Genomic DNA, 23,484 nt, shown 5'->3' on the forward strand with positions numbered 1-23,484 from the left:
CATGAGGTAGCAAGAGCCAAAGCGGCACGGACTTCAGGTCTGGGCCGCTTTTTTGTTGGAGCGTTCAAAAGAATACAGGGAGTAAAAAATGAAGAATTCTGTGTATGGCACACCCCCAAGGCTGAGTGCAGTGACTTTGCTGGTGGCGGCCTTGGTGGTAGCGGGTTGCGGTGAGAAAAAGACCGAGTTGGGTGAGGGCGGCTCGGTCGTCTCAGGTTCTGCCGGCCCTGCAGGCGCGCAAGGTGCCGACAAATCCCTCACCCGATGTGACGCGCCGGTGGCCACGCTGGCGCTGGCAGAGAACCCGAACGGCTACAGCGTCTCCAGCGCCTACCACCTGCCGGCGTCTCCTGTGCCGCTGATTCGACTGATAGCCCAGCAAAGCGGTTGCTTTCGGGTGGTAGACCGGTCTGCCGGGTTGCGTGCCACCGTCCGAGAGCAAGAACTCAAGGAGGCCGGGGTGCTGCGGCAAAAATCTACGGTGGCCAAAGGGCAGGGTTATGAGGCGCAGTACACCCTGGTGCCCAGCCTCACCTTCAGCGAACAAGATGCCGGGCGCAGCATTGCGGGGGTGATTGCGATGATTCCTGTACTGCGTGACATTGCGGGGCTGATTGGCTTGGCGGAGCAGGTCAAGCTCAAGGAGGCGCAAACCGCGCTGCTGTTGACCGACAACGAAACCACCGAGCAGGTGGCGGCCGCTACTGGCTCGGCGCGCACCACCGACCTGGGCGCTGCTGGCGCATTGTTTGGGCGCCTGGGAGGTGGAGCGGGTGCGGGCTGGAGCAATACCAACGAGGGTAAAGTGATTGCGGCGGCATTTCTCGATTCCCACAACAAGCTGGTAGCCCAGGTGCGCATGTTGCAGGCGAAGGAGCTTCCACCACCCGTGGCCACTCAAGGTCGGCCCTGAGGCGGGGCCTGCCTCTTTCTTCACGTTGGAACGACGGCGCCGCTACACATGGTTCACAAGCCTTACAAGATTCCGGAGTCGGTGCTGGTGGTCATCCACACGCCCGCGCTGGAGGTGTTGTTGATCCAGCGTGCGGACACGGCGCAGGGGGTGGAGCATTGGCAATCGGTCACGGGCAGCAAAGACCACTGGGATGAGCCGTGGGAGGCGACAGCTGCCCGTGAGGTGCAGGAAGAAACCGGGATTGATGTGCAGGCTCCCGGTTGCAGGCTCACGGATTGGGGGCTGGAGAACCATTACGACATCTGGCCCCAGTGGCGCCACCGCTATGCGCCTGACGTGTCGCGCAACCGCGAGCGGGTGTTTGGCTTGTGCGTTCCTGCTGCGGTGCCTGTGGTGCTCAATCCACGCGAACACGTGCGCTTTCAGTGGCTGCCGTGGCTCGATGCTGCCGACCTGTGTTTTTCTGCCTCCAATGCCGAAGCCTGCCTATGGTTGCCGCGTTTGTCGGTGGTGGATGGAGGCTAACTGCTCTGGCTACACACCAGCGATTCCTGGGGGGAACCGCTGTGTCAGTTGGGGCGCAGACGAAGTTTGTCGAGGGGATCGGCCGGGTCGGGTGGCGGCTGTTCGCTGTCTGCGTCCGAGGTCTGCACTGTGCCTGCGCGCTCGGCGCGCAAACGTTGCTGGGCTGCGATGTCGCTGTCGGCAGAGCGGGCGCGGGTTCGAATGACAACACCACCAGGGTGCCGCTCACTGTCTTGCCCCAGGACGGCTTTGGTGGGTGCTACGCCGCAGCGTTCACGCAGTGCGTCAATTTCCTGCTGAAGGGTTTCTGGTTCTTCAATGCGGTCGCGGTGGCGCAGCAGCACTTGCTGTGACAAGTCCACCAGTTTCGTGTTCAGCGTTTGTGCGCCATGGCGGAGCAAGCTGCGCACGGCGCCGGTTGCGTCGCCCGAGAGGCTGCGCGCCATGGCTTTTTCGGCCGTTCGGTTGATTTCCAGCAGGCATTCCCGGATGGACTCCGAGTACGGCGGGAAGATGTTGCACGCGTTGGCCATCAGCTCACACAGCCCGCGCGTGTTGGCATAGCGCATGCCCAGCGACCTGATCCATACCGCGCCTTCGCTCAAATCAATCGACGTGGTGGCCAGCACGGCCAGCAGGCTGCCCAGGTTGCACGCCGCCTCAAAATCAAAGCTGCTGGCATTGATTTCGTTGGCCATGGTTTTGACCGCTTCCACCGCCTGTGAAAACTGGCGCTGCTGGATGAGCTGCAGCGTACGCGATACCTCCACAAAGCGCAGGATGCGTGGGCTGTCGGTGTTTTCGTGGCGCTCCAGCAGCCGCGCAAAGTCGGCCATGCAGCGCTCAATGCCCTTGCGATCGTTATCGGCAAAGTACGCGAAAGTGAGCAGCACCAGCGACTGGCAGTCAAACAGCTTGGAGTCCAGCCCCAGCATCGCGGCGCGCGACAAGACACGGGTGGCGGTGGCCCGCTCTCCCATGTAATACGACATCATCCCCAGCTTTTGCAGGCGCACAACGGAGTCGGGCGTGAGTTCGCTGGCGGTGCGGTAAGTCTCGATGGCTTCCGCGAACTGCCCCAGCTCCACCTGCGCGCGGCCCAGCACATCGTAGGCGTCGGCAAACGAGGCGTCTTCACCCAGCAGGCCCTGCAGGGTGGTGATGGCCCGCGCCGCCTGGCCTGACTCGATCTGCGCGCGTGCCACGCCCAGCTTGGCCCAGGGCAGGGCGCGTGCGGCAATCACGGCTTCAAACAGCGTGCGGGCCTGCGCGTGGCGGCCCAGCCGCAGCAGCAGTTCGGTGCCAATGCGTGCGGCGTAAAGCCAATAGGGCTGGCGTGCTTCAAAGCGCTCGGTGCACAGGGCTGCGGCCGTTTCAAAGTCTTCCTGCTCAATGGCATCGAAGATCGGCTTGAGGTGGACTTTGCGCAGCCTGGCCAGGCTCAGCCGCTCGAACAGCGTGCTGGGGGTGAAGGGTTTGAGCAAATAGCCGTCCAGCGCCGACTCGGCGGCTTCCGCCACTGCGGCATACGAGGCCTCGGCGGTGACCATGAAAAACACGGTGGAAAAGGGCAGCAGCTGCGCACGGCGCAGGTCGTCCAGCAGGGTTTGGCCAGAGTGGTTGGACTCGGTGAAATACTGTTCACACAGCACATAGTCGAACACCGTGTGCTCCAGCCGGTTGCGGGCGTCGCGCACCCGGCTGCACTGAACCACCTTGGTCACCCCGTATTCACGCAGTTGGGCCACCAAAATGCTGCGTGAGGTGGCGTTGCTGTCAATGACCAACGCCTGGACTTCTTGTGGTTCCGAATCTTTGCCTGTGGCCATTGACGGCTGCGGTGTCCTGTAGGCACACGAATGTGGGGTGAATTCGCGCTAGTGTAGGCCCATTGGGGCCCTGCAGCGGATGCGGGAAAGCCCGTTGTCCCGGGTTGCGACACAATCGGTGGCATGGAGCACACCGATATTTTGCGCGTCGCCACATACAACATCCACAAGGGTGTGCAGGGCCTGGGCCCTGCGCGCAGGCTGGAGATCCATAACCTGGGCCTCGCCGTGGAGCAGCTGGACGCTGACCTGGTCTGCCTGCAAGAGGTGCGCAAGCTGCACCGGCGCGAACAGCGCTACTTTCACCATTGGCCAGAGCTGCCCCAGGCCGACTTTCTGGCCCCGGAGGGCTACGAAGCCGTCTACCGCACCAATGCCATCACCAAGCATGGTGAACATGGCAATGCGTTGCTGACCCGTTGGCCGGTGGTGGGGCACCAGCACGAAGACATCTCGGACCACCGTTTCGAGCAGCGCGGCCTGCTGCATGTGCAGGTGCAGATACAAAGCCGCCTGGTGCACGCCATCGTGGTGCATCTGGGCTTGATCCCGGGCAGCCGTGTGCGGCAGGTGCAGCGCCTGCAGCAATTCATCGAGCGCGAGGTGCCCCCGGGCGAGCCCGTGGTGGTGGCCGGAGATTTCAACGACTGGGGCCCCCAGCTCAAGCGCATTCTGGGGGGCTATGGGCTGGTGGAATTTGAGGCGCCCAGGGCCTACACCTACCCGGCCCGGCTGCCTCTTGCGCAGCTGGACCATGTGTACGCGCGGGGCCTCACGCCTGTGAGCCTGCATGTGCCCCGCGGGCGCATCTGGTGGCGCATGTCCGATCATTTGCCGCTGATTGCCGAATTCCGGCTCTGATGTGTGCGCGTTGATCCCCTGGGGTGATTTGTACGGCCATGAGTCCCACGCCTGAGTTTGCGCACGACCACGATGTGCGCCTGTACCAGGGCGCACAAGAGCTGTTCCCGGCGCTGGTCGAGGCCATGGATGCAGCCCTGTCTGACATTCAGTTTGAAACCTACATCTTCGACTTCACTGGCGCGGGCAGCAGCGTGGGCGAAGCGCTGGCCCGTGCGGCGCAGCGCGGCGTGCGCACGCATCTGGTGGTGGACGGTGTAGGCACCGGCCGCCTGCCTGCCCCCTGGGCTGCCCGCCTCACTGCGGCCGGTGTGCAGTGGCGGGTGTATTCCCCCCTGGGCCGACTGGGCCTGCTGCTGCCCAGCCGCTGGCGGCGCCTGCACCGCAAGCTGTGCGTGGTGGACGGGCGGGTGCTGTTTTGTGGCGGCATCAACGTGCTGGACGATTTTCACGACCCCAACCACGGCGCGCTGGACGCCCCCCGCTTTGACTTTGCGGTGCGTGCCACCGGCAGCCTGGTGGTGCAGGCCAGCGATGCCATGGAGCAACTGTGGTGGCGCATGCAAGCCGTGCGCGATGTGCGCAAGCGCCGCCTGCCCGAAGCCCTGCAGGCGCTGCGCACCGCCAGCGCCCAGCGCCATGCCGAGCAGCAAATTGGGCAGCCGCGCGGCAGCGGTGCGCAGGTGCGCGCCGCCCTTGTGCTGCGCGACAACGTTCGCAACCGCGCCCGCATTGAAAAAACCTACCTGCGTGCCATTGGCTCTGCGCGGCACGAGGTCATCATCGCCAACGCCTACTTCGTGCCGGGCCGCAAGCTGCGCAAGGCCTTGCTGATGGCGGCCCGCCGGGGCGTGCGCGTGCGCCTGCTGCTGCAGGGGCGTTATGAATACTTCATGCAGTACCACGCAGCGCGCCCGGTGTATGGGCCGCTGCTGGAGGCGGGGGTGGAGATCCACGAATACGCGCCGAGCTTTTTGCACGCCAAGGTGGCGGTGGTGGATGCGATGGGCGATCGGCCCTGGGCCACGGTGGGCTCGTCCAACCTGGACCCCCTGAGCCTGCTGCTGGCCCGCGAAGCCAACGTGGTGGTGGAAGACACGGCCTTTGCCCGCGACCTGCGCCAGCGCCTGGTGCACGCCATGCAGCACGCCGGCCGCCGCATGGACCCCGCCCGCTACGCCGGTCGCCCCCTGCGCCAGCGCGTGCTCGACCGGCTGGCCTTTGGCCTGATGCGGCTGGCTTTATGGATCACCGGCAACCGATATTGAGCAGCTCAAAAATCTGAATGCTATTGATTTGATAGCTGCTTGCGCTTGCTGGTAAAGCGCTGGAGGCCTAAAACCCTTGCAACGCCTGCCCATCCGTTCGCTGTTACGATCTGCCCATGTCCAGTCAACCCGCCGCCGTTATGACGACCACCTTGCCGGATGAAGAAGGCACCCCCGTTTCCGTAAAGATCCGCGAGCGGATCAACGCCGCACGAAAACGCTTCAACGCCAACGACAACATCGCTGAATTCATCGAGCCCGGCGAGCTGGAAAAGCTGCTGGACGAGGTGGAAGAGAAGATGCAGGGCGTGCTCGACAGCATGGTGATCGACACCGCTGGCGACCACAACACCAACAACACCGCGCGCCGCGTGGCCAAGATGTACCTCAACGAGGTGTTCCGCGGCCGCTACGTGGCGCAGCCGCCCATCACCGAATTTCCGAACGCCGAGCACCTCAACGAGCTGATGATCGTCGGCCCGCTCACCGTGCGCAGCGCCTGCAGCCACCACTTCTGCCCCGTGATCGGCAAGATCTGGATCGGCGTGATGCCCAACGAGCACACGAACGTGATCGGCCTGTCCAAGTACGCCCGCCTGGTGGACTGGATCATGGGCCGCCCGCAGATCCAGGAAGAAGCCGTGGTGCAACTGGCCGACCTCATCATGGAAAAGACCCAGCCCGATGGCCTGGCCATCGTGATGGAGGCCAGCCACTTCTGCATGTCCTGGCGCGGTGTGCGCGACATGGACAGCAAGATGATCAACTCGGTCATGCGTGGCGTGTTCCTCAAGGGCAGCGCCCTGCGCCGCGAATTCCTCTCCCTCATCCCTGGAAAGAACTGAACATGTTGGTACGCCTGCTTTACGCCAGCCGCGCGGTGGACACCTCGGCCCAGGCCATCGAAGCCATCCTCACGCAGTCTCGCCAGCACAACCCCGGCTCGGGCATCACCGGCGTGCTCTGCTATGGCGGCGGCGTGTTCCTGCAAGCCATTGAAGGCGGCCGCTCTGCGGTGAGCGAGCTGTACGGCCACATCCAGCGCGACCCACGCCACAAGAATGTGGAGCTGCTGCACTACGAAGAAATTGCCGAGCGCCGTTTTGGCGGCTGGACCATGGGGCAGGTCAATCTCTCCAAGATCAACCACTCCATCCTGCTCAAATACTCTGAAAAGCCCGAGCTGGACCCGTACACCGTGTCGGGCAAGGTGTCGTTTGCGTTGCTCGAAGAGCTGATGGCCACGGCCTCCATCATCGGAAGGGCCTGAAAAGCGGGGCGCTTTGCTACTGCGCGGCCTGATCCCGGGCCTGCGGTACTCGCCGCACGGGAGTGCGGCTGCGTTCCTCAACCCGGGCTGAGGCCGCTCGCTACGCAAATCGCCCCACTTTTCGTCACTGCTTCACAGATATAGCTCCAGCCGCAGCCCACAGGCGCTGCGGCTTTTTGCATTCAAGCTGCGCTTTTTTCCACCCGTGAGTCTCAACGCTTTCGCTCTCATCATCCTCGCCGGGCTCATCCATGCCTGCTGGAACATTGCTGCCAAAAAGGCGGGGGGCGACTCGCGGTTTGCGTTTTTCACCTCGGTGCTCATGATGTTCTTCTGGGCACCGCTGGGCTGGTGGCTGGGGCGCGATGCCGTGCCGCTGTGGGGCGCGGTGGAGTGGGGCTTTGTGGTGGCCAGTGGCGTGCTGCATGTGGTGTATTACGTCATCCTGTTGCGCGGCTACCGCAAGGCAGACCTCACGGTGGTCTACCCGCTGGCGCGGGGCTCGGGGCCGCTGTTGTCGTCGCTGGTGGCCATCACGCTGCTGGGGGAGCAGATTTCAGCGCTGGGGGCTTTGGGCATTGCCGGCGTGGTGGGCGGGGTGTTTCTGATTGCCGGTGGCCCTGGGCTGCTGCGCGCGGCGCACGACCCTGCCGCGCTGCTGCGTGGCTACCGCAAGGCAGACCTGACGGTGGTGTACCCGCTGGCGCGGGGCTCGGGGCCGCTGTTGTCGTCGCTGGTGGCCATCACGCTGCTGGGGGAGCAGATTTCAGCGCTGGGGGCTTTGGGCATTGCCGGCGTGGTGGGCGGGGTGTTTCTGATTGCCGGTGGCCCTGGGCTGCTGCGCGCGGCGCACGACCCTGCCGCGCGCCAGCGCGTCCACAAAGGCATCGCCTACGGGCTGCTCACCGGGGCTTTCATCGCCAGCTACACGGTGGTGGATGGCTATGCCGTCAAGGTGCTGCTGATGTCGCCCATCCTCATCGACTACATGGGCAACTTCGTGCGCGTGGGCCTGCTGGCCCCCGTGGTGCTGCGCGACTTGCCCACGGCCCGCACGCTGTGGCTGGCGCAGTGGCGCTTTGCTTTGCTGGTGGCTGTGGTCAGCCCGGTGGCCTATGTGCTGGTGCTGTATGCCATGCAGCAGGCACCCCTGTCGCACGTGGCCCCGGCGCGTGAGGTGTCCATGCTGTTTGCCGCGCTAATCGGCGGGCACTTGCTGGGCGAGGGCGACCGGCTGGCGCGCGTGTGCGGGGCAGTGTGCATTGCCGCGGGCGTCACGGCGCTGGCTTTGGGATGACAAGATGCACCCCCTGAGTCGCTTCGCGCCTTCCCCCTCTCTCATCTCGCTGCGCGAGCTGGGTGGGGAACAACCCCAGCGGGGCGGGGCGGCCCTTCCGCGGGGGCGCTGGCGTTTGTCGTGCCAGTAGCGTAGGTTGCGCCCCGTAGGTAGTTCAGAGTCTGAAAGGAATAGGCATGTTAGTCGGCTGCGATTTCTCCAGCAGCCCCAGCCGCCGCAAACCCATCGTGCTGGCACTGGGCCGCCGCGATGGTGCGCGCGTGCAATTGCAGGGGTTGGAGCGCATCGAGACCTTGCCTGCTTTGGCCCAGTGGCTGGCCCAGCCCCAGCCCTGGGTGGGCGGGTTTGACTTGCCCTTTGGCCTGCCGCGCGAACTGGTCACTACGCTGGGCTGGCCCACCGATTGGCGTGCTTGCATGCAGCACTACCGCAGCCTCACGCGCGAGCAGATCCGCGAGGCCTTTGCAGGGTTTTGCGATGCCCGCCCCGTGGGCGGCAAGTTTGCCCACCGCGCTACAGACGGCCCCGCGGGTTCCAGCCCCTCGATGAAATGGGTGAACCCGCCCGTGGCCTACATGCTGCACGCCGGCCTTCCGCTGTTGCTGGATGCCGGCGTTTACCTGCCGGGCCTGATGCCGCCCGGCACAGGCGATGCACAACGTGTGGCGCTGGAGGCCTACCCCGGCCTGCTGGCGCGCGAGGTGCTGCGGCGGCGCAGCTACAAAAGCGATGACCGCGCCAAGCAGACGCCCGACCGTCTCATCGCCCGCAAGGACCTGGTGAACGCGCTGGAACTGGGCCAGACCCGGCTTGGCCTGCGCCTCAAACTCAGCCATGCCCAGCGTGATGCGCTGGTTCAGGACGCCAGCGGCGACAGCCTGGACGCCGTGCTGTGCCTGCTGCAAGCCGCGTGGGCACAGCAGCAGCACGATCAAGGCGATGCTTTGTACGGCCTGCCACCGGGGCTGGACACGCTGGAAGGCTGGATCGTGACCGCGCCCTGGGGCGCATCCGACGCATGAAGCCCATCAAACCCCTGGGCTACAACCTGGCTCATCCTGCGAGCCATCGCAGACGCTCGTCTGTTGCCTGGCTGGTGCTGACCGCGTGGTTGCTGTGGCTGGCGCTACCCTTGCACGCCGCCCCAGCGCCTTGGTATTACTGGCGCAGCAAGGTCGATGGGGCACGGGTGTGCGCCCAGACCTCGCCCGGCCCCGGCTGGGAGCGCGACAGCCCGCCTTACGAGGGGCCTGGCTGCCAGCCCCGCACCAAGGTCATCGTGGTGCGCATGCGCTGAGAGCGCCTGACACAACCCCCCTCGCGTTGTCGTCCCGTCTTGTCGCACTACGCGTACTGCCTGCGACGGAACACTTGGCCAGGGCCAGCTTCGCTGGGGCGTGTTAGTCGCTCAACCCCTCCGCCGCCTCCCGCGTTGGCCCGTAGCCGCATGGCACCGCACACCCGGCACAATGGGTGTCTGTTTGTGTCACGTGCTTTTGCCAACTTGTCGCCATGCCTTCTGCCGATACCCTGATTGCCTTTTTGGGCGTGTCCATCCTGCTGGGCCTCACCCCCGGGTCCGACAACATTTTTGTGCTGCTGCAGTCGGCCCAGCGTGGCTGGCGCGCCGGCATGGCCGTGGTGGTGGGTCTGTGCTGCGGGCTGGTGGTGCACACGGGTGCGGTGGCGCTGGGCCTGGCAGCGGTGTTTGCGGCGTCGGCCGTGGCGTTCACTGTGCTCAAGCTGCTGGGCGCGGCCTACCTGGCGTACCTGGCGTGGCAGGCCCTGCGGGCACCGGTGTCGTCTGCCGGGCCTGATGCTGGCGCGCAGGGCGCTGCATCCACATCCGCACCCAGCCTGTGGCGCATGGTGGGGCGTGGCATGGTGATGAACCTGAGCAACCCCAAGGTGCTGGTGTTCTTCCTGGCCTTCCTGCCCCAGTTTGCCGACCCTGCGCGCGGTGCCATGGGTGGCCAGCTCATGGTGCTGGGTTTGGTGTTCATCGTGGCTACCTTGCTGGTGTTTGGGGCCATCGCCTGTTTTTCGGGCGTGTTCGGGTCTTTGCTGCTGCGCTCGCCGCGCGCGCAGCAGTGGCTCAACCGGGTGGCGGGGGTGGTGTTCCTGGGGCTGGCCGTTCGGCTGGCCACATCGCAGCGCTGATGGTCTCTTTTGCTATGAAAAGCATAGCTTCTGGCGCTTTTCCCAATTGCGCTAGAGGCGGTTTTTTCTTGTAATAAGCGCACAGCACCATTCCACCATGACCGAACTCATCCTCATCCGCCACGGCGAAACCGACTGGAACCGCGAGCTGCGATTTCAAGGCCAGGTGGATGTGCCGCTGAACGCCACGGGCCTGGAGCAAGCCCGCCGCGTGGCGCAGCGGTTGCTGGCTGAGCGGTTTGGTGTGGAGCACCTGGTGTGCAGCGACCTGCTGCGCACGCGGCAGACGGCCGAGCCTGCGGCGCAGGCGCTGTTGCCCCATCTGTCACTGGACGCCGTGGCAGACCCCGGGCTGCGCGAGCAAAACTTTGGCATTGTGGACGGGCTGCGTGTGCAAGACGTGAAAACCGATTACGCCGAGGCCTGGGAGCGCTGGGTGCGCTTTGAAGCCGACTACGGCATGCCCGGTGGTGAAACCACCCGCCAGTTCCACACCCGCGTGATGGACGCCGTGCAGCGCATTGCGCAGCAGTACGCAGGCAAGACGGTGCTGGTGGTTACGCACGGCGGCGTGCTCGACATGGTGTGGCGCACCGCCCAGGGCCTGGGGCTGGACGGGCCCCGTCAAAGCGATATTCCCAACGCGGGCCTGAACCGCGTGCGCGTGCAGGGCGGCGCCATCGAAGTGCTGCACTGGGCCGACACGCGCCACCTGCAGGACTTGCCCGCACAGCCGGTGTACGACCAGACCAAGCTGGTGGTGCGTTAGCTCTGTCTACCCCCGCAGGCGCGCAGACCAATCTTCGGCTTGCCCCTGATCGCGCCGCCGGGTGAACAGCTTGTGCCAGGAAGGTGGCAGCGGCAGCGCCAGCACATCGTTGAGCACGGCGGGGTTGCATTCGCGGTCGCGGATCAGGGCCAGCAGGCGCTGTACCGTCCAGCCGGGGTGGGGCCGCTCCAGCAGTTCCAGTGCGTCCCCTGCCTGCACCACGCCGTCTTGTAGCGTGCGGCAGTACCAGCCCGCGCGCAGCGTGTTTTGCACGCGTGCCGACATGTCGGGCACGCCAAAGCGCAGGTTCAGCTTCCAGCAGGGCTGGCGGCCCTGGGTGACTTCCAGCACCGCGCTACCGGCGCGCCAGCGGTCGCCAATGCAAACGCCTGCTTCGTCCAGCCCCGCCACCGCCAGGTTCTCGCCAAACGCGCCCGGCGCTTGCAGCACCGGGGCATCGCCCAGTTCTGCGCGCCATGCAGCGTAGTGTGCCCAGGCGTACAGGTGCACCGCCTTGTCGGGCCCGCCGTGCACGCGCAGGTCGGCCTGTGCATCGCCCTGCAGCCCCAGCGAGCCGACGGCCACCGGGCCAACCACCGGCTGCTTGGCAATGGCGCTGGGCTTGCCTGCAGCGCCCAGCGGGGCCACGGTGCCGGTGAGCACTTGCAGGATGTGAGGGGAGGCGGGGGGCATGCAGCGTCCAATGTCATCAGGGTTCTGCGGCAAGTATCGGCGGTGCCAGCGTCGCGCTCGGGCCCGGCACCACCATGGCTGGTGAGTCGGGGTTGGGCCAGTGGAGGCCTGAGGTGATTTTGCTATTGAATCAATAGCTGGTGGCGCTTATCCCATAAGCGCCGAGTGCCAAAATCATTCAAAGTCTTCGTGCGCTGGATCAGGCAAGCCCAGCGCCTGGTTCACCCGCCGCGCCTGCCTTGCCAGGCGCGCGGATTGGGGTTGCGCGTTGCACAGCGGCTGCAGCAGGTTCTGCACCGCGGCCCACTGGCCGTTGCGCTGCAGCGCGTCCAGCCAGATCTGGTGGAACAGGTCGCGCTGCGCATGGCTGCCGCCAATCTCCACCAGCCGGGGCAGGGCTGTGCCCAGTTTCTCTGCCGCTGTCGCGCAGTCGCCCTGGGCATGGGCCAGCAGGCCGTGTGCTGCAGGCATACATACCTGCTGCCACACAGTGCGTTCGTGCGCCTCGGTGCGGGTGGCGGCGTGCGTGGTGATGTTGCGAAGCAGCGCGCGTGCTGCCTCTGTGCGCCCGGCGCGGGCCAGGCCGTAGAGGTATTGCAGGTCCAGGAAGGGCAGCACATGGTCGGCCAGGCGCAGGGCCAGGTGATCGGCCACATCGGCCCAGCGTGGTCCCACATCCACGCCCGCCAGCTCTAGCCGCGCTAGCAGCGAGATGGCGTTGATCTGGTCTTGCGTGTATTCCTTGACCACGCCCCACACCTGCTGGTCGTACAGCGCTATCACCTCGGCGTGGCGGTCTTGTTCCAGCAGAAACAGCGCCTGGTGCCACCAGTTGTGCGTGACCATGAAGGAGTTCAGCCCCGTCCAGGTGTCGCTCACGCTGGCCATGAAGTCGATGCCTTCCGCAATGCGGCCCTGGGTCAGCATCACGTGGGCCAGTGCGTGGTGGGCCCAGGGCTCTTTGCGGCACCGGTGGATGGCGTGGCGGGCGGCAGCTTCGGCTTCTTTGAGCCGGTGGCATTGCTCCCAGCCAAAGGCCAGCATGCCGTGCAGGTAGGGCACATCGGCGGCGGCGTGCTGCGCTTGCAGGGCCAGCCGCAGCATGGCGGGCGAGTCGCCGCGGTTGAAGCAATGGTATTGCCCGAGCTTGAGCGAGGCCAGGTCGCGCGGGTGCAGGCGGGCTTGCTCTTCGTGCAGGGCGATGGCGCGGGGCAGGTCGCCATCGACCCACGCGGCTACAGCAGCCACCCAGCGCTGCTCGCGTTCGCTGGCCTGGTGCGCGTGGGCCAGGGCTTGTTCGATGAAGGGCCGGGCGTTGCGGGGTGCGTCGGCCGATTCGGCAAACATGTGCAGCGCCGCGCAATAGGCCTGCACCAGCGGGCTGGCATCGGCCTGCGCTTGCAGCACATTCACGGCCCGGGCTTCGCAGGCGATGAAGCCTTCCACAAAGTCATTGAGGGCCGCAAGGCTGCGTTCATCCCGCAGCGTGACGGGGTTGCCCAGGCTGTCGGTGAGGGGGCGGTCATGCTGCAACCGGTAGGGCCTTGCAGCCTTAGTGGCCCTGGATGAGCGCCAAGTAGGCCTTGCGCGTGGGTTCGGACACCGAGTTGACCAGCTGTTCGTGGGGCGTCTGGTGGCGGGCCATCATGCGGGCCGAGGCGATGGTCTTGGACTTGCAGTACCAGTGGCAGGTGTGCTGCATCAGGAACAGCTCGGCCGTCATCATGTAGGCCCGGTCTTTGGCGCTGAGGTGGCCGGTGTTCTGCATCACATGGGTAATGCCTTTGGCATGGATGGCCAGCGCCTTGCGCATGTCAAACGTGGCGGCAGGAAACAGCTTGTCGGCAAAGGGCAGGGCGATGGGCAGGCGGCTCACGCGCGCGTCTTCGTCGCTCACCTTGGCAAAGTCGGCCGCAAAGCGGTTGAATTGTTCGCTGAGCTGCTGCTCGGTGGTGCTCAGCAGGGCCCATACCTGGTCGCGCCGCTCCGGGGTGTTTTCGCCCAGCGCGCGCAGGTAGCCCTCGGTCAGCGCCTCCATGAGCTTTTCGATTTGGTATTGGCTCAGGTGCATCCCCAGAATCGCGATGCGCTTGCGTTGCTCTTTGGCGTTGAGCATGTAGGTGCCAGAGGCGATGAGGATCGCCATGAGAAGAAGGTCCATGGGGTGGCTGGATGGGTGCGTGAAAGGGGGAGACGAGTTGCCCGGCCATGCCGGGCTGCTGGCCCAAAGATAGCGGATATTGCCACCGAGTCAACGCAAGCCGTTTCAAAGAAGCCCCTGCGCGTTGAGTCGGGCTCTGCGCGGCTGGATTTTTGCAGCGGAATGCCTACAAATGCACATCTGCTTGCACAAGTTTGCAGGGGCAGAGGTGTGGGAATGGGAGGCGCTGGTATTCTCCCGCGCACCATCCGAGGGGGGTGGGGTTAACTACATCAAGCAATCCAATGAATAAGAAAACAGCTTTGGGCGCCGCTGTGGCGCTGGCAGTGGTGGCCTATGGGGGAGCCACCTGGTACCTGGGACAACGGGCACAGGCCAGTTACCAGGAAGCCCTGGAGGAAGTGCGCAAGGTGCTGGGCGCCGAGACCGTGGTGTCTCAGGACTATCAAAAGGGATTTTTCACATCGCAGGCCAAGGTGGTTTTGCAGTGGACGCCGCCTGCCTCGGCCGATGCCAGCGAGCCCGCACCCCAGCCTTTGCGCGTGGTGGTGAACAGCGCCGTGCGCCACGGCCCTCTGGCCGGTGGCGCGCTGGCGGCCGCCGTGGTGGAATCGCGCTTTGCGCTGGAAGGCCTGGACGCCAAGGCGGGCACCCTGCTGGCCAAGGCGCAGGCCCCCACGCTGACCACCGTGCACGGCCTCACGGGCAGCCACCACATGAAGCTGATCGTGCCTGCAGGCGAGCTGGGTGACGAAGAAGTGACGATGCGCTGGCAGGAGATGAAGACAGAGTTCTCCGTCAGCGGTGACCGCACGCAGGTCAAAGGCAACTTCCAGTGGCCTGAGCTGGCCTTCTCGGGCGTGAAGAAGGCGTCGGACGAGGACGAAGCGCAGGACGAAGCGCCCAGCCGCTTCGCCATGTCGCTCAAGGGCATGAACGGTGATTTCGAGAGCCAGATCATCGACGACCTGTGGATGATGGCGCCTGGCAAGGGGTCTATCCGTTTTGCGCAGATTGATGCCAGCAACACCCCCGAGGGCGGCACGGCCAGCACCCTGCTGGCCCTCAAGGATTTGCTGGGCACCACGACCATCGAGCGCAGCGGCAAGTTGTTGAGCATGGCGTCCTCGCTCAAGAGCAAGGGCCTGGTGGGGCCGGTGGATTTTGAGTCGATCGGCTTTGAAGAGAAGTTCCAGCGCATTGATGCCGACGTGGTCAAGACCCTGCAGGTGGCAATGGTGGAGAGCTACCGCAAAGACGGCCTCAAGGCCATGGCAAGCGAAGAAGACAGCGGCAAGTTGTTCGGCCTGCTGGCGGACAACGCCCAGCGCCTGGCGGCTGCGCTGCCCGCGTATTCCATGAAGTTTGTGGCCACGCTGGGCGGACAGCAGGGCGAGGTGTCCTACGGCGGCGAAATCACCCGCGCTCCTTCCGCAGAAGAAGTGACCCAGGCCGGCTGGGGGCCGGTGCTGCTCAAGAACGCGACCTTCCATGCCGACGTGCGCCTGCCCAAGGCCTGGCTGCCCCAGTTGGCCAAGGCGGCGGGCCAGGAGGAGTTCAAGAGCGAAGACGTGGACGGCATGATCGGCATGGCCCAGGCGGCAGGCTATGTGCGCCAGGAGGGCGACAACCTGACCAGCTCGCTGAAGATGGAAGGCGGCCAGGCCAAGCTCAACGGCCGGGTGATGGACTTGCCCAACTTCATGCGCTGATCTGACGCGATGAGCTTGCGCGAGGGGCGCTGAATACGCCCTCGCCCCACAAAAAAAGCCCCGGTGGCCATGCAGGCCACCGGGGCTTTTTGCTGCCTTGCGCAAAGAAGTTTTCAGCTCTGGGGCGGCTGCGGCCAGGGGCGTTGCGGGCCGCGGATCTGCTCGAAGGCGTGCGCCACCTGCAGCACGCCCAGGTCGTCAAAGCGTGCGCCGGCAATCTGCAGCCCGATGGGCAGGCCGCTGGCGGTGTAGCCGCAGTTGACCGAAGCGGCAGGCTGCTCGGACATGTTGAACGGGACCGTGAAGCCAATGTGCTCCAGCGGGCGCAGCGGGTCGTTGGTGGGGGAGGGCAGCTCGGCCGCGAATGCGGGCATGGGGGCCACGGGCGAGAGCACGTAATCAAACCCGCTGCACGCCTTGACGGTGGCCACGCGTGTGGTGTGGAACTGCTGGCTGGCTTGGAAGACCTGGGTGCCAGTCATGCCCGCAGCGCTCTCGGCCCAGGCGCGGATGTAGGGCAGCACCTTGGCGCGCTGCGCTTCGGGCAAGGCCTGCAGGTCAGTGTACGAGCGCATGCGCCAGAAGTGGTCCATGCCGTCGAGCATGGCCTGGGTCATGAAGGGCTGCATCAGGCTCACCTGGGCACCGGCCTGCTCGAACAGGCGGGCGGCATGCTCCACAGCGGCGCGCACTTCGGCCTCTACTGGCAGGCCGCAGCCAGCGTCCAGCAGCAGGCCCAGGCGCAGGCCGCGCAGGCGTTGCACGCCCTGGTCGTATTCGCCCCAGGCAATGGGCTGGTAGGGCAGGCTCATGCTGTCGCGCGCGTCGGGCTGGCTCAGCGCCTGCATCATCAGCGCGGCGTCTTGCACGGTGCGTGTCATGGGGCCCGCTGCGCGGCCGGTGTAGGGTGGGTCGATGGGAATGCGGCCCAGGCTGGGCTTGAGGCTGAAGATGCCGCACCAGCTGGCGGGCAGCCGCAGCGAGCCGCCGATGTCGGTGCCAATGTGCAGCGGCCCGTAGCCTGCCGCCGCGGCAGCGCCACCACCGGCGCTGGAGCCGCCCGGGCCCTTGCTCACGTCCCACGGGTTGCGCGAGAGGGGGTGAAAGCTCGACAGCCCGGAGGACAGCATGCCGTAGTCGGGCATGGTGGTTTTGGCCACCATCACCGCGCCCGCTTCGCGCAGGCGGGCTGCGGGGGGCGCATCGGCTGCGGCAGGCACCAGCGGCACGGCGGCGGTGCCCAGCGGTGTGGGGTCGCCCTGGGTGGCGATGTTTTCCTTGATGGTGACGGGCACCCCGTCGAGCAGCCCCTGGGGCTCGCCGCGCTGCCAGCGGGCTTCGCTCTGGCGGGCCTGCGCCAGCGCGTGCTCAGGCCGCAGCAGGTAGGTGGCGCGGATGTGGGGCTCCCAGCGCTCCATGTGTGCCAGCACAGCCTGCGTGACCTCCACGGGGGACAGCGTGCGCTGGCGGTAGGCGGCCAGCAGGTCTTGGGCGGGCAGGTCGTGCAGTGCGGTCATGGCTGGGGAAGTTTTCAATGAAAATGGCCGCTAGCGCTTATTAATAAAGCGCTTGTAGCTATTATTTTGGTAGCAAATGATTCTGGTTATCCATTGCGCCGCGCACCACCCGTGGCCTGTGAAACTGGCGCGACCCATGCGCGGGCAGCCGAGCAAGGGCCTACGCCGGCCGCACCGCCCCGCAGCGAGGGCTGCGTCCCCCTGCCCGCGTGGCGCAGCCAGGCGAGAGCGGGGGGAAGACGCGGAGCGGCTCAGGGGGGTGTTGCTCATCTCAGGACCAGGACAGGGCCGAGAGGTCGTTCACGAACACCGGCATGTCCTTCCACAACCCCTTGAGGTTCTTGTTCGCCACGGTGATCCACTGCGGCTGGTACAGGAAGGCGTGCACGGCGTCGTCGGCCAGCAGCTTTTGCGCCTCGCCCAGCAAGCGGGCGCGGTCTTGGGGGCGCGCGGCGTTCTTGATCTGGTTGAACAGGTCGTTGAACTTGGCCGACTGGTAGCCCCAGTAGTAGTCGGGCTTGGCGAAGTTGGCCAGGTCAAACGGCTCGACGTGCGAGATCAGCGTGAGGTCGTAGTTCTTGTTGCCGTACGTGCCGCTGAGCCACTGTGCCCATTCCACGTTCTGCGTCTTGGCCACGATGCCCACCTTGGCCAGCTGGGCCACGATGACTTCGCCACCCTGGCGCGCGTACGGCGTGGGCGGCAGGGTCAGCGTCAGCTCCAGCGGGGTCTTGATGCCCGCTTCGGCCAGCAGCTTCTTGGATTTTTCAATGTCGAACGGATTGACGCCCGTGGTGTCCACATAGCCAAACGCTCCGGGCACGTAGTGGCTGCCGATGGGGGCGCCGTAGCCATCGCCCGCACCCTCGATCACGGCCTTGCGGTCAATGGCGGCTGCGATGGCGCGGCGCACGCGCACATCGTCCAGTGGCTTTCTGGCGTTGTTGATGGCCAGGATGGTCTTGGCGCGCGAGCCGCTGACCAGCACCTGAAAGCGCGGGTTGCTCTTGAACTGTGGCACGCTACGCGGCGTGACGCGGGGGAACAGGTCCACATCGCCCGCCAGCAGGGCGGCGACTTGCGCAGCAGGGTCGGAGATGAAGCGGAAGGTGGCGCGGCGCAGCTTGATGGTGCTTGCTGCCCGGAAACCGTCCCAAGCCGTCAGCACCACCGAGGAACCCTTGTTCCACGCGCCCAGCTGGTAAGGGCCGGTGCCCACGGGCTTGGTGGCGTTGGTGTCGGCGCTCTTGGGTTCCACGATGATGGCCGTGGCCTGGCCCAGGGCGAACAGCAGGTCGGGGTCGATGTCCTTGTTCAGCACCACCAGGGTGTGTTCGTCCACCACCTGCGTGGTCAGGTTGGCAAAGGTGCGCTTGTCTTTGTTGGTGCTTTTCTCGCCGCCAGCACGGTCGTAGGAAAACTTGACCGCAGCGGCGTTGAAGGGCTCGCCGTTCTGGAACTTGACGCCCTTGCGCAGCTTGAAGGTGTAGGTCTTTAGGTCGGGCGAGACTTCCCAGCTCTCGGCCAGCAGGGGCGAGACCGAGCCGTCGGGGTTGATCTTGGTGAGCGTTTCAAAAATGTTGTACTGCACGATCTCGGCAATGGACGAGGCCGCACCTGCCGTGGGGTCCAGGCCTGGGGGCTCCAGGGTCATGGCCAGCACCACCGCATCCTTGCGGTTTTGCGCCAGGGCACCGACGGGCGCAGCCAGAGGAATGGCAGCCAGCGCGCCAGTGGCAAGAACGGATCGGCGATTCAGCATGTTCAACGACTCCTGACAAAGAGCAGACTTGGAATTCAGTCAACACCTGCGCGCCTCTGGGCAGAAGGCTGCAGGCAATGTGCGAAAGCGCTTTGTACACCATTGGTTGCGCGCAGCGCGCGGTATCGCATGGCGTACTGACTGCTACGCGACTTCAGCGGCCGCCTTGGCAAGCCCTACGGGTTGCCCGATGCCATCGCTGCTGCAGCCATGCGCCGCGCACGGGCCCGCCCTGGCTGCACATGGGGCACCGCAGCCACCAGGGCCTGGGTGTAGGGGTGCTGCGCGTGGTGGAACAGATCGGACGGTGCCCCGCGCTCCACGATTCTCCCTTGGTAGAGCACCACGACCTCGTCGCACAGGTGGTTCACCACGGCCAAATCGTGGCTGATGAGCAGGAAGCTCACACCAAATTTCTGCTGCAGGTCTTGCAGCAGGTTGAGCACCTGGGCCTGGACCGACACATCCAGCGCGCTCACGGGTTCATCGGCCACGATGAGCCGGGGCCGGGTGATCAGGGCGCGGGCAATGGCAATGCGCTGGCGCTGGCCGCCCGAAAATTCGTGCGGGTACTTGTCCAGGTCTTGGGGGCGCAGGCCCACCTGGGCGAGCACTTCAGCGGCTTGCTCGCGCTGCTGTGCCCGCGTGGCGTGGCCCTGGGCTTGCAGCGGTTCGCTCACGATCCGCGCCACGGTCTGGCGTGGGTCCAGCGATCCGTACGGGTCCTGGAACACCATCTGAAAGTCGCGCCGGGCTTCGCGCAGCGCGGCCGCTGGCAACTGGCGCAGATCGCGCCCCAGCAGGCGCACGCTGCCGGAGGTGGGCGCGTCCAGCGCCATCACGGTGCGCGCCAGGGTGGATTTGCCAGAGCCCGATTCGCCCACCACGCCCAGGCTGCGCCCGCTGTGCAGCGTGAAGCTCACGCCTTTGAGCGCCTGCACTTTGGCGGGCGGGCGCAGCAGGTGCTCGCGGGGCAACGTGTATTCGCGAACCAGGTCGGTCACTTCCAGCAGCGGGGCTGTGGGCGCTTGCGAGGCTGGGGTGTGCGGAAGCGAAGTCATGAACGGGAATGCGCTGGCAGTGCGCTCTCTACAACGTGGGCAGGGGTTGCGGCGGGCGCCATGGCTTCGGGGCGCAGGCAGCGCACCAGGTGGTCGCCATCGGCATCCTGGGCGACCAGCGTGGCTTCAGGCCGGGTGTGGTGGCAGGCCTGTGCGGTGAAGGCGCACCGCCCGGCAAACGGGCAGCCAGCGGGCAGGTCCACCAGCTCGGGCACCGTGCCTGCAATGGTCGATAGCCGCACGGGCTGCGCCGTTCGGGGTGCCAGCTGCGGCCGCGCCTCCAGCAGGCCCCGGGTGTAAGGGTGGGCCATGGCGGCAAAGACCGATGCGGTGGGCCCGCTTTCGACCACGCTGCCGCCGTACATCACCAGCATGCGGTCCACGTTTTGGGAGATCACCCCCAGGTCGTGCGAGATGAGGATGAGGGCCATGTTGCGCTCGGCCACCAGGTCGCTGATGAGGTCGAGGATCTGCTGCTGGATGGTCACATCCAGCGCCGTGGTGGGTTCGTCGGCAATCAACAGGTCGGGGCCGCAGGCCAGCGCCATGGCAATGGTGATGCGCTGGCGTTGCCCGCCGGAGAACTGGTGGGGGTAGGCATCAAAGCGCTGCGCTGCCTGGGGAATGCCCACGCGGTCCAGCAGAGCAATCGCGCGCTGCCGCGCGGTGGTCTTGTCCAGGTCCAGGTGCAGCCGCAGGGGCTCTGCCACCTGGCGGCCAATGGTGTGCACGGGGTTGAGGGCCGTCATGGGTTCCTGAAACACCATGCCGATGCGGTGGCCGCGCAGCCGGCACATTTGCGCGTCGCTGGTACCCACCAGTTCCTGCCCGTCAAAGCGGATGCTGCCGGAGACTTCTGCGCTTTCCGGCAGCAGGCCCATGAGTGCCATGGCGGTGAGCGACTTGCCGCAGCCCGATTCGCCAATCAGGCCCAGGGTTTCGCCGCGTTCCAGCGCAAAGCTCACGCCGCGCACCGCATCGGCCGGGCCGCGGTGGGTCTGCAGGCGCACGCGCAGGTTGGATACTTCAAGCAAAGGCATGGCTGCAGGTTTTCATCGGTTGCGGTACTTCATGCGTGTGTCTACAGTGCATGAAACTGGCGGGGCGTATTGCGCGGCGGCCGCGCAAGGGCCGCCAACCCGCGCAGGCGGCGTACGGCTTGCGTGCGCTGGCTGCGTCCCCCTCCCATAGCGCGCAGCGCGTAGAGAGAGGGGGAAGGCGCGAAGCGACTCAGGGGGAGTCATCTTTTTCTCGCCAGGCGGGGGTCAAGCAAATCACGCAGGCCATCACCCAGCAGGTTCAGCCCCAGCACGGCCAGCGCAATCGCCACGCCGGGCCACACCGCCAGCAGGGGGGCCTGGAACATGAGGGTCTGCGCCTCGCTCAGCATACGGCCCCACGAGGGCTCTGGCGGCTGCGTGCCCAGCCCCAGGTACGACAGCGCCGCTTCGGCCAGGATGGCCAGCGCAAACTGGATGGTGGCCTGCACGATCAGCACAGAGAGGATATTGGGCAGCACATGCTCCAGCGTGATGCGCCAGGGTCCTTTGCCGCAGGCACGGGCGGCCAGGATGTATTCGCGCGCCCATACGGCGTTGGCCGACGCCCGCGTGACCCGCGCAAACGTCGGGATGTAGAAGATGCCAATGGCGATGATGGAGTTGACGATGCCTGCCCCAAACACGGCGGTGAGCATAATGGCCAGCAGCAGGGCAGGGAAGGCAAACGTGAAGTCGGCCAGGCGCATGATGGCTTCTTCCACCCAGCCCTTGCGTGCCGCCGCCAGCAGCCCCAGCGCCGTGCCCACGCCCATGCCGATGCCCACGGCGATCACCCCCACCAGAATGGAATTGCGCGCACCCACCATGAGGAGCGAGAGGATGTCGCGCCCAAACGCATCAGTGCCCAGCCAGTGGACTGCCGAAGGGGGCTGCAACTTGGCGGCCAAGTCCACCTCGTAGGGCGACCAGGGCGTCCACACTAAGGAGATGGCGGCCATGCCCAGCATGAGCATCGTCAGCACGGCACCCAGCACAAAGCTGCGGTGGCGCAGGGCCCGATGCCAGCCTTGCCGCCCACGTGAGCTTGCACCCGCCGAAGGCACCTGCCCTAAGGAGGTGGAGGCGGCGGAGGCAGAGGCGGGGTCCATCGCAGAGGAGTCTTTCAACAGGCTCATGGCTCAGATATCGCTGGCTTTGACGCGCGGATCGATCACCGCGTACAGCACGTCCACCACAAAATTCACCACGATGACCATGGCGGCCAGCAGCATGACGCAGTTGCGAACCACGATGAGGTCGCGGTTGGAGATGGACTGGAAGATCAACCGGCCCAGGCCCGGCAGATAGAACACGTTTTCCACCACGATGGTGCCTGCCAGCAGCGATGCAAACTGCAGCCCCATTACCGTGACCACCGGGATCATGGCGTTGCGCAGCACATGCCCCCACAGGGCCGCGCGCTGCGACAGGCCTTTGGCCCGTGCAGTGCGCACAAAATCTTCACGCAGCACTTCCAGCACGGCAGAGCGCGTGATGCGCGCCAAGATGGCCGCCTGCACGACGGCCAGGGCAATGGCCGGCAGCAGCAGGGCCTTGAGTGCCTCCAGCGGGCTGCCGCCACTGGCTTGCGTCCAGCCCGGAAAACCACCGGCGGAAAACCATTGCAGCTTCACCGAAAACAGCAGGATCAGCAAAATGGCGAACCAGAAGTTGGGGATGGCAATGCCGATCTGCGCCAGGGCCATCACGCCCACATCTCCCCAGCGGTTGTGGCGCGATGCGGCATACACGCCCGCGAGCAGGGCCAGTACAGCAGTGATGACCATGGCCAGCAGCGCCAGCGGAATGGTGAGCGCCAACCGCTCCAGCACCAGGTCCAGCACCGGGGTGCTGTAGGCGTAGCTCTCACCCATATTGCCCACCAGCAGCCCGCCAATCCAGTCACCGTAGCGCTGCAGTGCCGGTTGGTCCAGGCCCAGTTTGGTGGCCAGGGCCGCCACGGCCTCGGGTGACGCATCGGGGCCCATCAGCATCTGCGCCGCATTGCCCGGAAGAATTTCCAGCACCAGGAACACCACCGCCGAGGCTCCCAGCAGGGTGGCCATGAGGGTCAACAGGCGTTTGAGGAGAAACAGGCCCATAGAGAAGTGAAGTGGTCGTTGGCGGGGGAGGCGCTAGTTCGTGTGCATGCGCAGCATACCGGCAAAGCACCCCTGCTGCGGTCACTGGGTTGCAGGGGCGGTTTGGCTGTGGGCGCGGGTGCGCGGGATAATCGGGGGCATGAAGTCCGTACTGACCCTGCTGGAGACCTGCGCATGGCGTTGATGATCACCGATGAATGCATCAACTGCGATGTCTGCGAGCCCGAGTGCCCCAACGATGCGATTTATCTGGGGCAGGAGATCTATGAGATCGACCCCAGCAAGTGCACCGAATGCGTAGGGCACTTTGACGAGCCGCAGTGCGTGCAGATTTGCCCTGTGGCCTGCATACCGGTGAACCCCCAGCATGTCGAAAGCCGCGAAACCCTGTGGCAGAAGTTTCAGCGACTGCAAGCCGCGAAGTCGTGAATGGCCAGGCGCCAAGGGTTCAAAGTGTTTTAGGGCTCTAGCGCTTACCCAGAAAGCGCTAGCTACCAAAAGGAGGCCCCCCGGCTCTGCCGGGGAGGCAGTAGAAGTTTGA

At 65.6% G+C, this 23,484-nt stretch carries 23 protein-coding genes; 13 read left to right on the forward strand and 10 right to left on the reverse strand.

The window, feature by feature from the left end:
• The first annotated feature begins 88 nt into the window (after positions 1 to 88).
• Positions 89 to 913 (forward strand): CsgG/HfaB family protein, encoded by an 825-nt coding sequence (locus tag IHV84_RS11415; RefSeq protein WP_198846943.1) that lies wholly within the window; start codon positions 89 to 91, stop codon positions 911 to 913.
• 48 nt (positions 914 to 961) lie between these two features.
• Positions 962 to 1,441: a dihydroneopterin triphosphate diphosphatase gene (gene nudB / locus IHV84_RS11420; protein WP_157019990.1), complete on the forward strand. Its 480-nt coding sequence runs from the start codon at positions 962 to 964 to the stop codon at positions 1,439 to 1,441.
• Between the two features lie 44 nt (positions 1,442 to 1,485).
• On the opposite strand, the gene IHV84_RS11425 is transcribed toward nudB, so the two are convergent.
• Positions 1,486 to 3,270: a tetratricopeptide repeat protein gene (locus tag IHV84_RS11425; protein ID WP_198846944.1), complete on the reverse strand. Its 1,785-nt coding sequence runs from the start codon at positions 3,268 to 3,270 to the stop codon at positions 1,486 to 1,488.
• Between the two features lie 123 nt (positions 3,271 to 3,393).
• On the opposite strand from IHV84_RS11425, the gene IHV84_RS11430 reads away from it, so the two are divergent.
• From IHV84_RS11430 to IHV84_RS11470, 9 genes are all read left to right on the forward strand, one after another.
• Entirely contained in the window at positions 3,394 to 4,131 is a 738-nt protein-coding gene (locus IHV84_RS11430) for an endonuclease/exonuclease/phosphatase family protein (RefSeq protein ID WP_044399339.1), read from the forward strand.
• Positions 4,132 to 4,169: 38 nt separating this feature from the next.
• The gene (gene clsB / locus IHV84_RS11435; RefSeq protein ID WP_198846945.1) at positions 4,170 to 5,399 is read left to right on the forward strand and encodes a cardiolipin synthase ClsB; all 1,230 of its coding nucleotides are present in this window, start codon (positions 4,170 to 4,172) and stop codon (positions 5,397 to 5,399) included.
• Positions 5,400 to 5,515: 116 nt separating this feature from the next.
• A complete protein-coding gene (folE, locus tag IHV84_RS11440) occupies positions 5,516 to 6,244 on the forward strand; it encodes a GTP cyclohydrolase I (protein ID WP_198846946.1) in 729 nt (242 codons plus the stop codon).
• 2 nt (positions 6,245 to 6,246) lie between these two features.
• Positions 6,247 to 6,669: a BLUF domain-containing protein gene (locus tag IHV84_RS11445; RefSeq protein ID WP_066692185.1), complete on the forward strand. Its 423-nt coding sequence runs from the start codon at positions 6,247 to 6,249 to the stop codon at positions 6,667 to 6,669.
• 205 nt (positions 6,670 to 6,874) lie between these two features.
• Complete coding sequence (locus IHV84_RS20800) at positions 6,875 to 7,966, forward strand: EamA family transporter (protein WP_198846947.1); 1,092 nt, start codon at positions 6,875 to 6,877, stop codon at positions 7,964 to 7,966.
• A 176-nt stretch (positions 7,967 to 8,142) separates the two neighbouring features.
• Positions 8,143 to 8,988: a DUF429 domain-containing protein gene (locus tag IHV84_RS11455; protein ID WP_198846948.1), complete on the forward strand. Its 846-nt coding sequence runs from the start codon at positions 8,143 to 8,145 to the stop codon at positions 8,986 to 8,988.
• Complete coding sequence (locus IHV84_RS11460) at positions 8,985 to 9,263, forward strand: hypothetical protein (RefSeq protein ID WP_370541257.1); 279 nt, start codon at positions 8,985 to 8,987, stop codon at positions 9,261 to 9,263. Before IHV84_RS11455 ends, IHV84_RS11460 begins: the two co-directional genes overlap by 4 nt.
• 215 nt (positions 9,264 to 9,478) lie before the next feature.
• Positions 9,479 to 10,126, forward strand: coding sequence for a LysE family translocator (locus tag IHV84_RS11465; protein WP_198846949.1), 648 nt, complete (start codon positions 9,479 to 9,481; stop codon positions 10,124 to 10,126).
• 97 nt (positions 10,127 to 10,223) lie between these two features.
• Positions 10,224 to 10,895, forward strand: coding sequence for a histidine phosphatase family protein (locus tag IHV84_RS11470; RefSeq protein ID WP_198846950.1), 672 nt, complete (start codon positions 10,224 to 10,226; stop codon positions 10,893 to 10,895).
• 6 nt (positions 10,896 to 10,901) lie between these two features.
• On the opposite strand, the gene IHV84_RS11475 is transcribed toward IHV84_RS11470, so the two are convergent.
• The 3 genes from IHV84_RS11475 to IHV84_RS11485 all read right to left on the reverse strand — a co-directional run bounded on the left by IHV84_RS11475 (position 10,902) and on the right by IHV84_RS11485 (position 13,749).
• A complete protein-coding gene (locus tag IHV84_RS11475) occupies positions 10,902 to 11,588 on the reverse strand; it encodes an MOSC domain-containing protein (protein WP_198846951.1) in 687 nt (228 codons plus the stop codon).
• A 174-nt stretch (positions 11,589 to 11,762) separates the two neighbouring features.
• On the reverse strand, positions 11,763 to 13,121 hold the full coding sequence (locus tag IHV84_RS11480; RefSeq protein ID WP_198846952.1) for a tetratricopeptide repeat protein: 1,359 nt from the start codon (positions 13,119 to 13,121) through the stop codon (positions 11,763 to 11,765).
• Positions 13,122 to 13,140: 19 nt separating this feature from the next.
• Positions 13,141 to 13,749, reverse strand: coding sequence for a hypothetical protein (locus IHV84_RS11485; protein ID WP_198846953.1), 609 nt, complete (start codon positions 13,747 to 13,749; stop codon positions 13,141 to 13,143).
• Positions 13,750 to 14,033: 284 nt separating this feature from the next.
• Between IHV84_RS11485 and IHV84_RS11490 the strand changes: the two genes are divergently transcribed.
• On the forward strand, positions 14,034 to 15,461 hold the full coding sequence (locus IHV84_RS11490) for a YdgA family protein (protein WP_198846954.1): 1,428 nt from the start codon (positions 14,034 to 14,036) through the stop codon (positions 15,459 to 15,461).
• A gap of 113 nt (positions 15,462 to 15,574) precedes the next feature.
• Here the strand turns inward: IHV84_RS11490 and IHV84_RS11495 are convergent, their stop codons facing one another.
• The 6 genes from IHV84_RS11495 to IHV84_RS11520 all read right to left on the reverse strand — a co-directional run bounded on the left by IHV84_RS11495 (position 15,575) and on the right by IHV84_RS11520 (position 22,943).
• Positions 15,575 to 16,978, reverse strand: a complete 1,404-nt coding sequence (locus IHV84_RS11495; protein ID WP_198846955.1) for an amidase — start codon at positions 16,976 to 16,978, stop codon at positions 15,575 to 15,577.
• Between the two features lie 271 nt (positions 16,979 to 17,249).
• The gene (locus tag IHV84_RS11500; protein ID WP_198846956.1) at positions 17,250 to 18,740 is read right to left on the reverse strand and encodes an ABC transporter substrate-binding protein; all 1,491 of its coding nucleotides are present in this window, start codon (positions 18,738 to 18,740) and stop codon (positions 17,250 to 17,252) included.
• A 176-nt stretch (positions 18,741 to 18,916) separates the two neighbouring features.
• A complete protein-coding gene (locus IHV84_RS11505) occupies positions 18,917 to 19,801 on the reverse strand; it encodes an ATP-binding cassette domain-containing protein (RefSeq protein WP_198846957.1) in 885 nt (294 codons plus the stop codon).
• The gene (locus IHV84_RS11510) at positions 19,798 to 20,841 is read right to left on the reverse strand and encodes an ABC transporter ATP-binding protein (RefSeq protein WP_198846958.1); all 1,044 of its coding nucleotides are present in this window, start codon (positions 20,839 to 20,841) and stop codon (positions 19,798 to 19,800) included. The genes IHV84_RS11505 and IHV84_RS11510 overlap by 4 nt, the downstream gene beginning before the upstream one ends.
• A gap of 200 nt (positions 20,842 to 21,041) precedes the next feature.
• Positions 21,042 to 21,977 (reverse strand): ABC transporter permease, encoded by a 936-nt coding sequence (locus tag IHV84_RS11515; protein ID WP_233099960.1) that lies wholly within the window; start codon positions 21,975 to 21,977, stop codon positions 21,042 to 21,044.
• 3 nt (positions 21,978 to 21,980) lie between these two features.
• Complete coding sequence (locus IHV84_RS11520) at positions 21,981 to 22,943, reverse strand: ABC transporter permease (protein ID WP_066788129.1); 963 nt, start codon at positions 22,941 to 22,943, stop codon at positions 21,981 to 21,983.
• A gap of 174 nt (positions 22,944 to 23,117) precedes the next feature.
• Here IHV84_RS11520 and IHV84_RS11525 point away from each other — a divergent pair, with 174 nt between their 5' ends.
• A complete protein-coding gene (locus IHV84_RS11525; protein WP_044399600.1) occupies positions 23,118 to 23,372 on the forward strand; it encodes a YfhL family 4Fe-4S dicluster ferredoxin in 255 nt (84 codons plus the stop codon).
• Positions 23,373 to 23,484 lie beyond the last annotated feature (112 nt).

The organism is Acidovorax sp. IB03 (genome assembly GCF_016406015.1).
GTDB classification, from domain to species: domain Bacteria; phylum Pseudomonadota; class Gammaproteobacteria; order Burkholderiales; family Burkholderiaceae_C; genus Acidovorax; species Acidovorax temperans.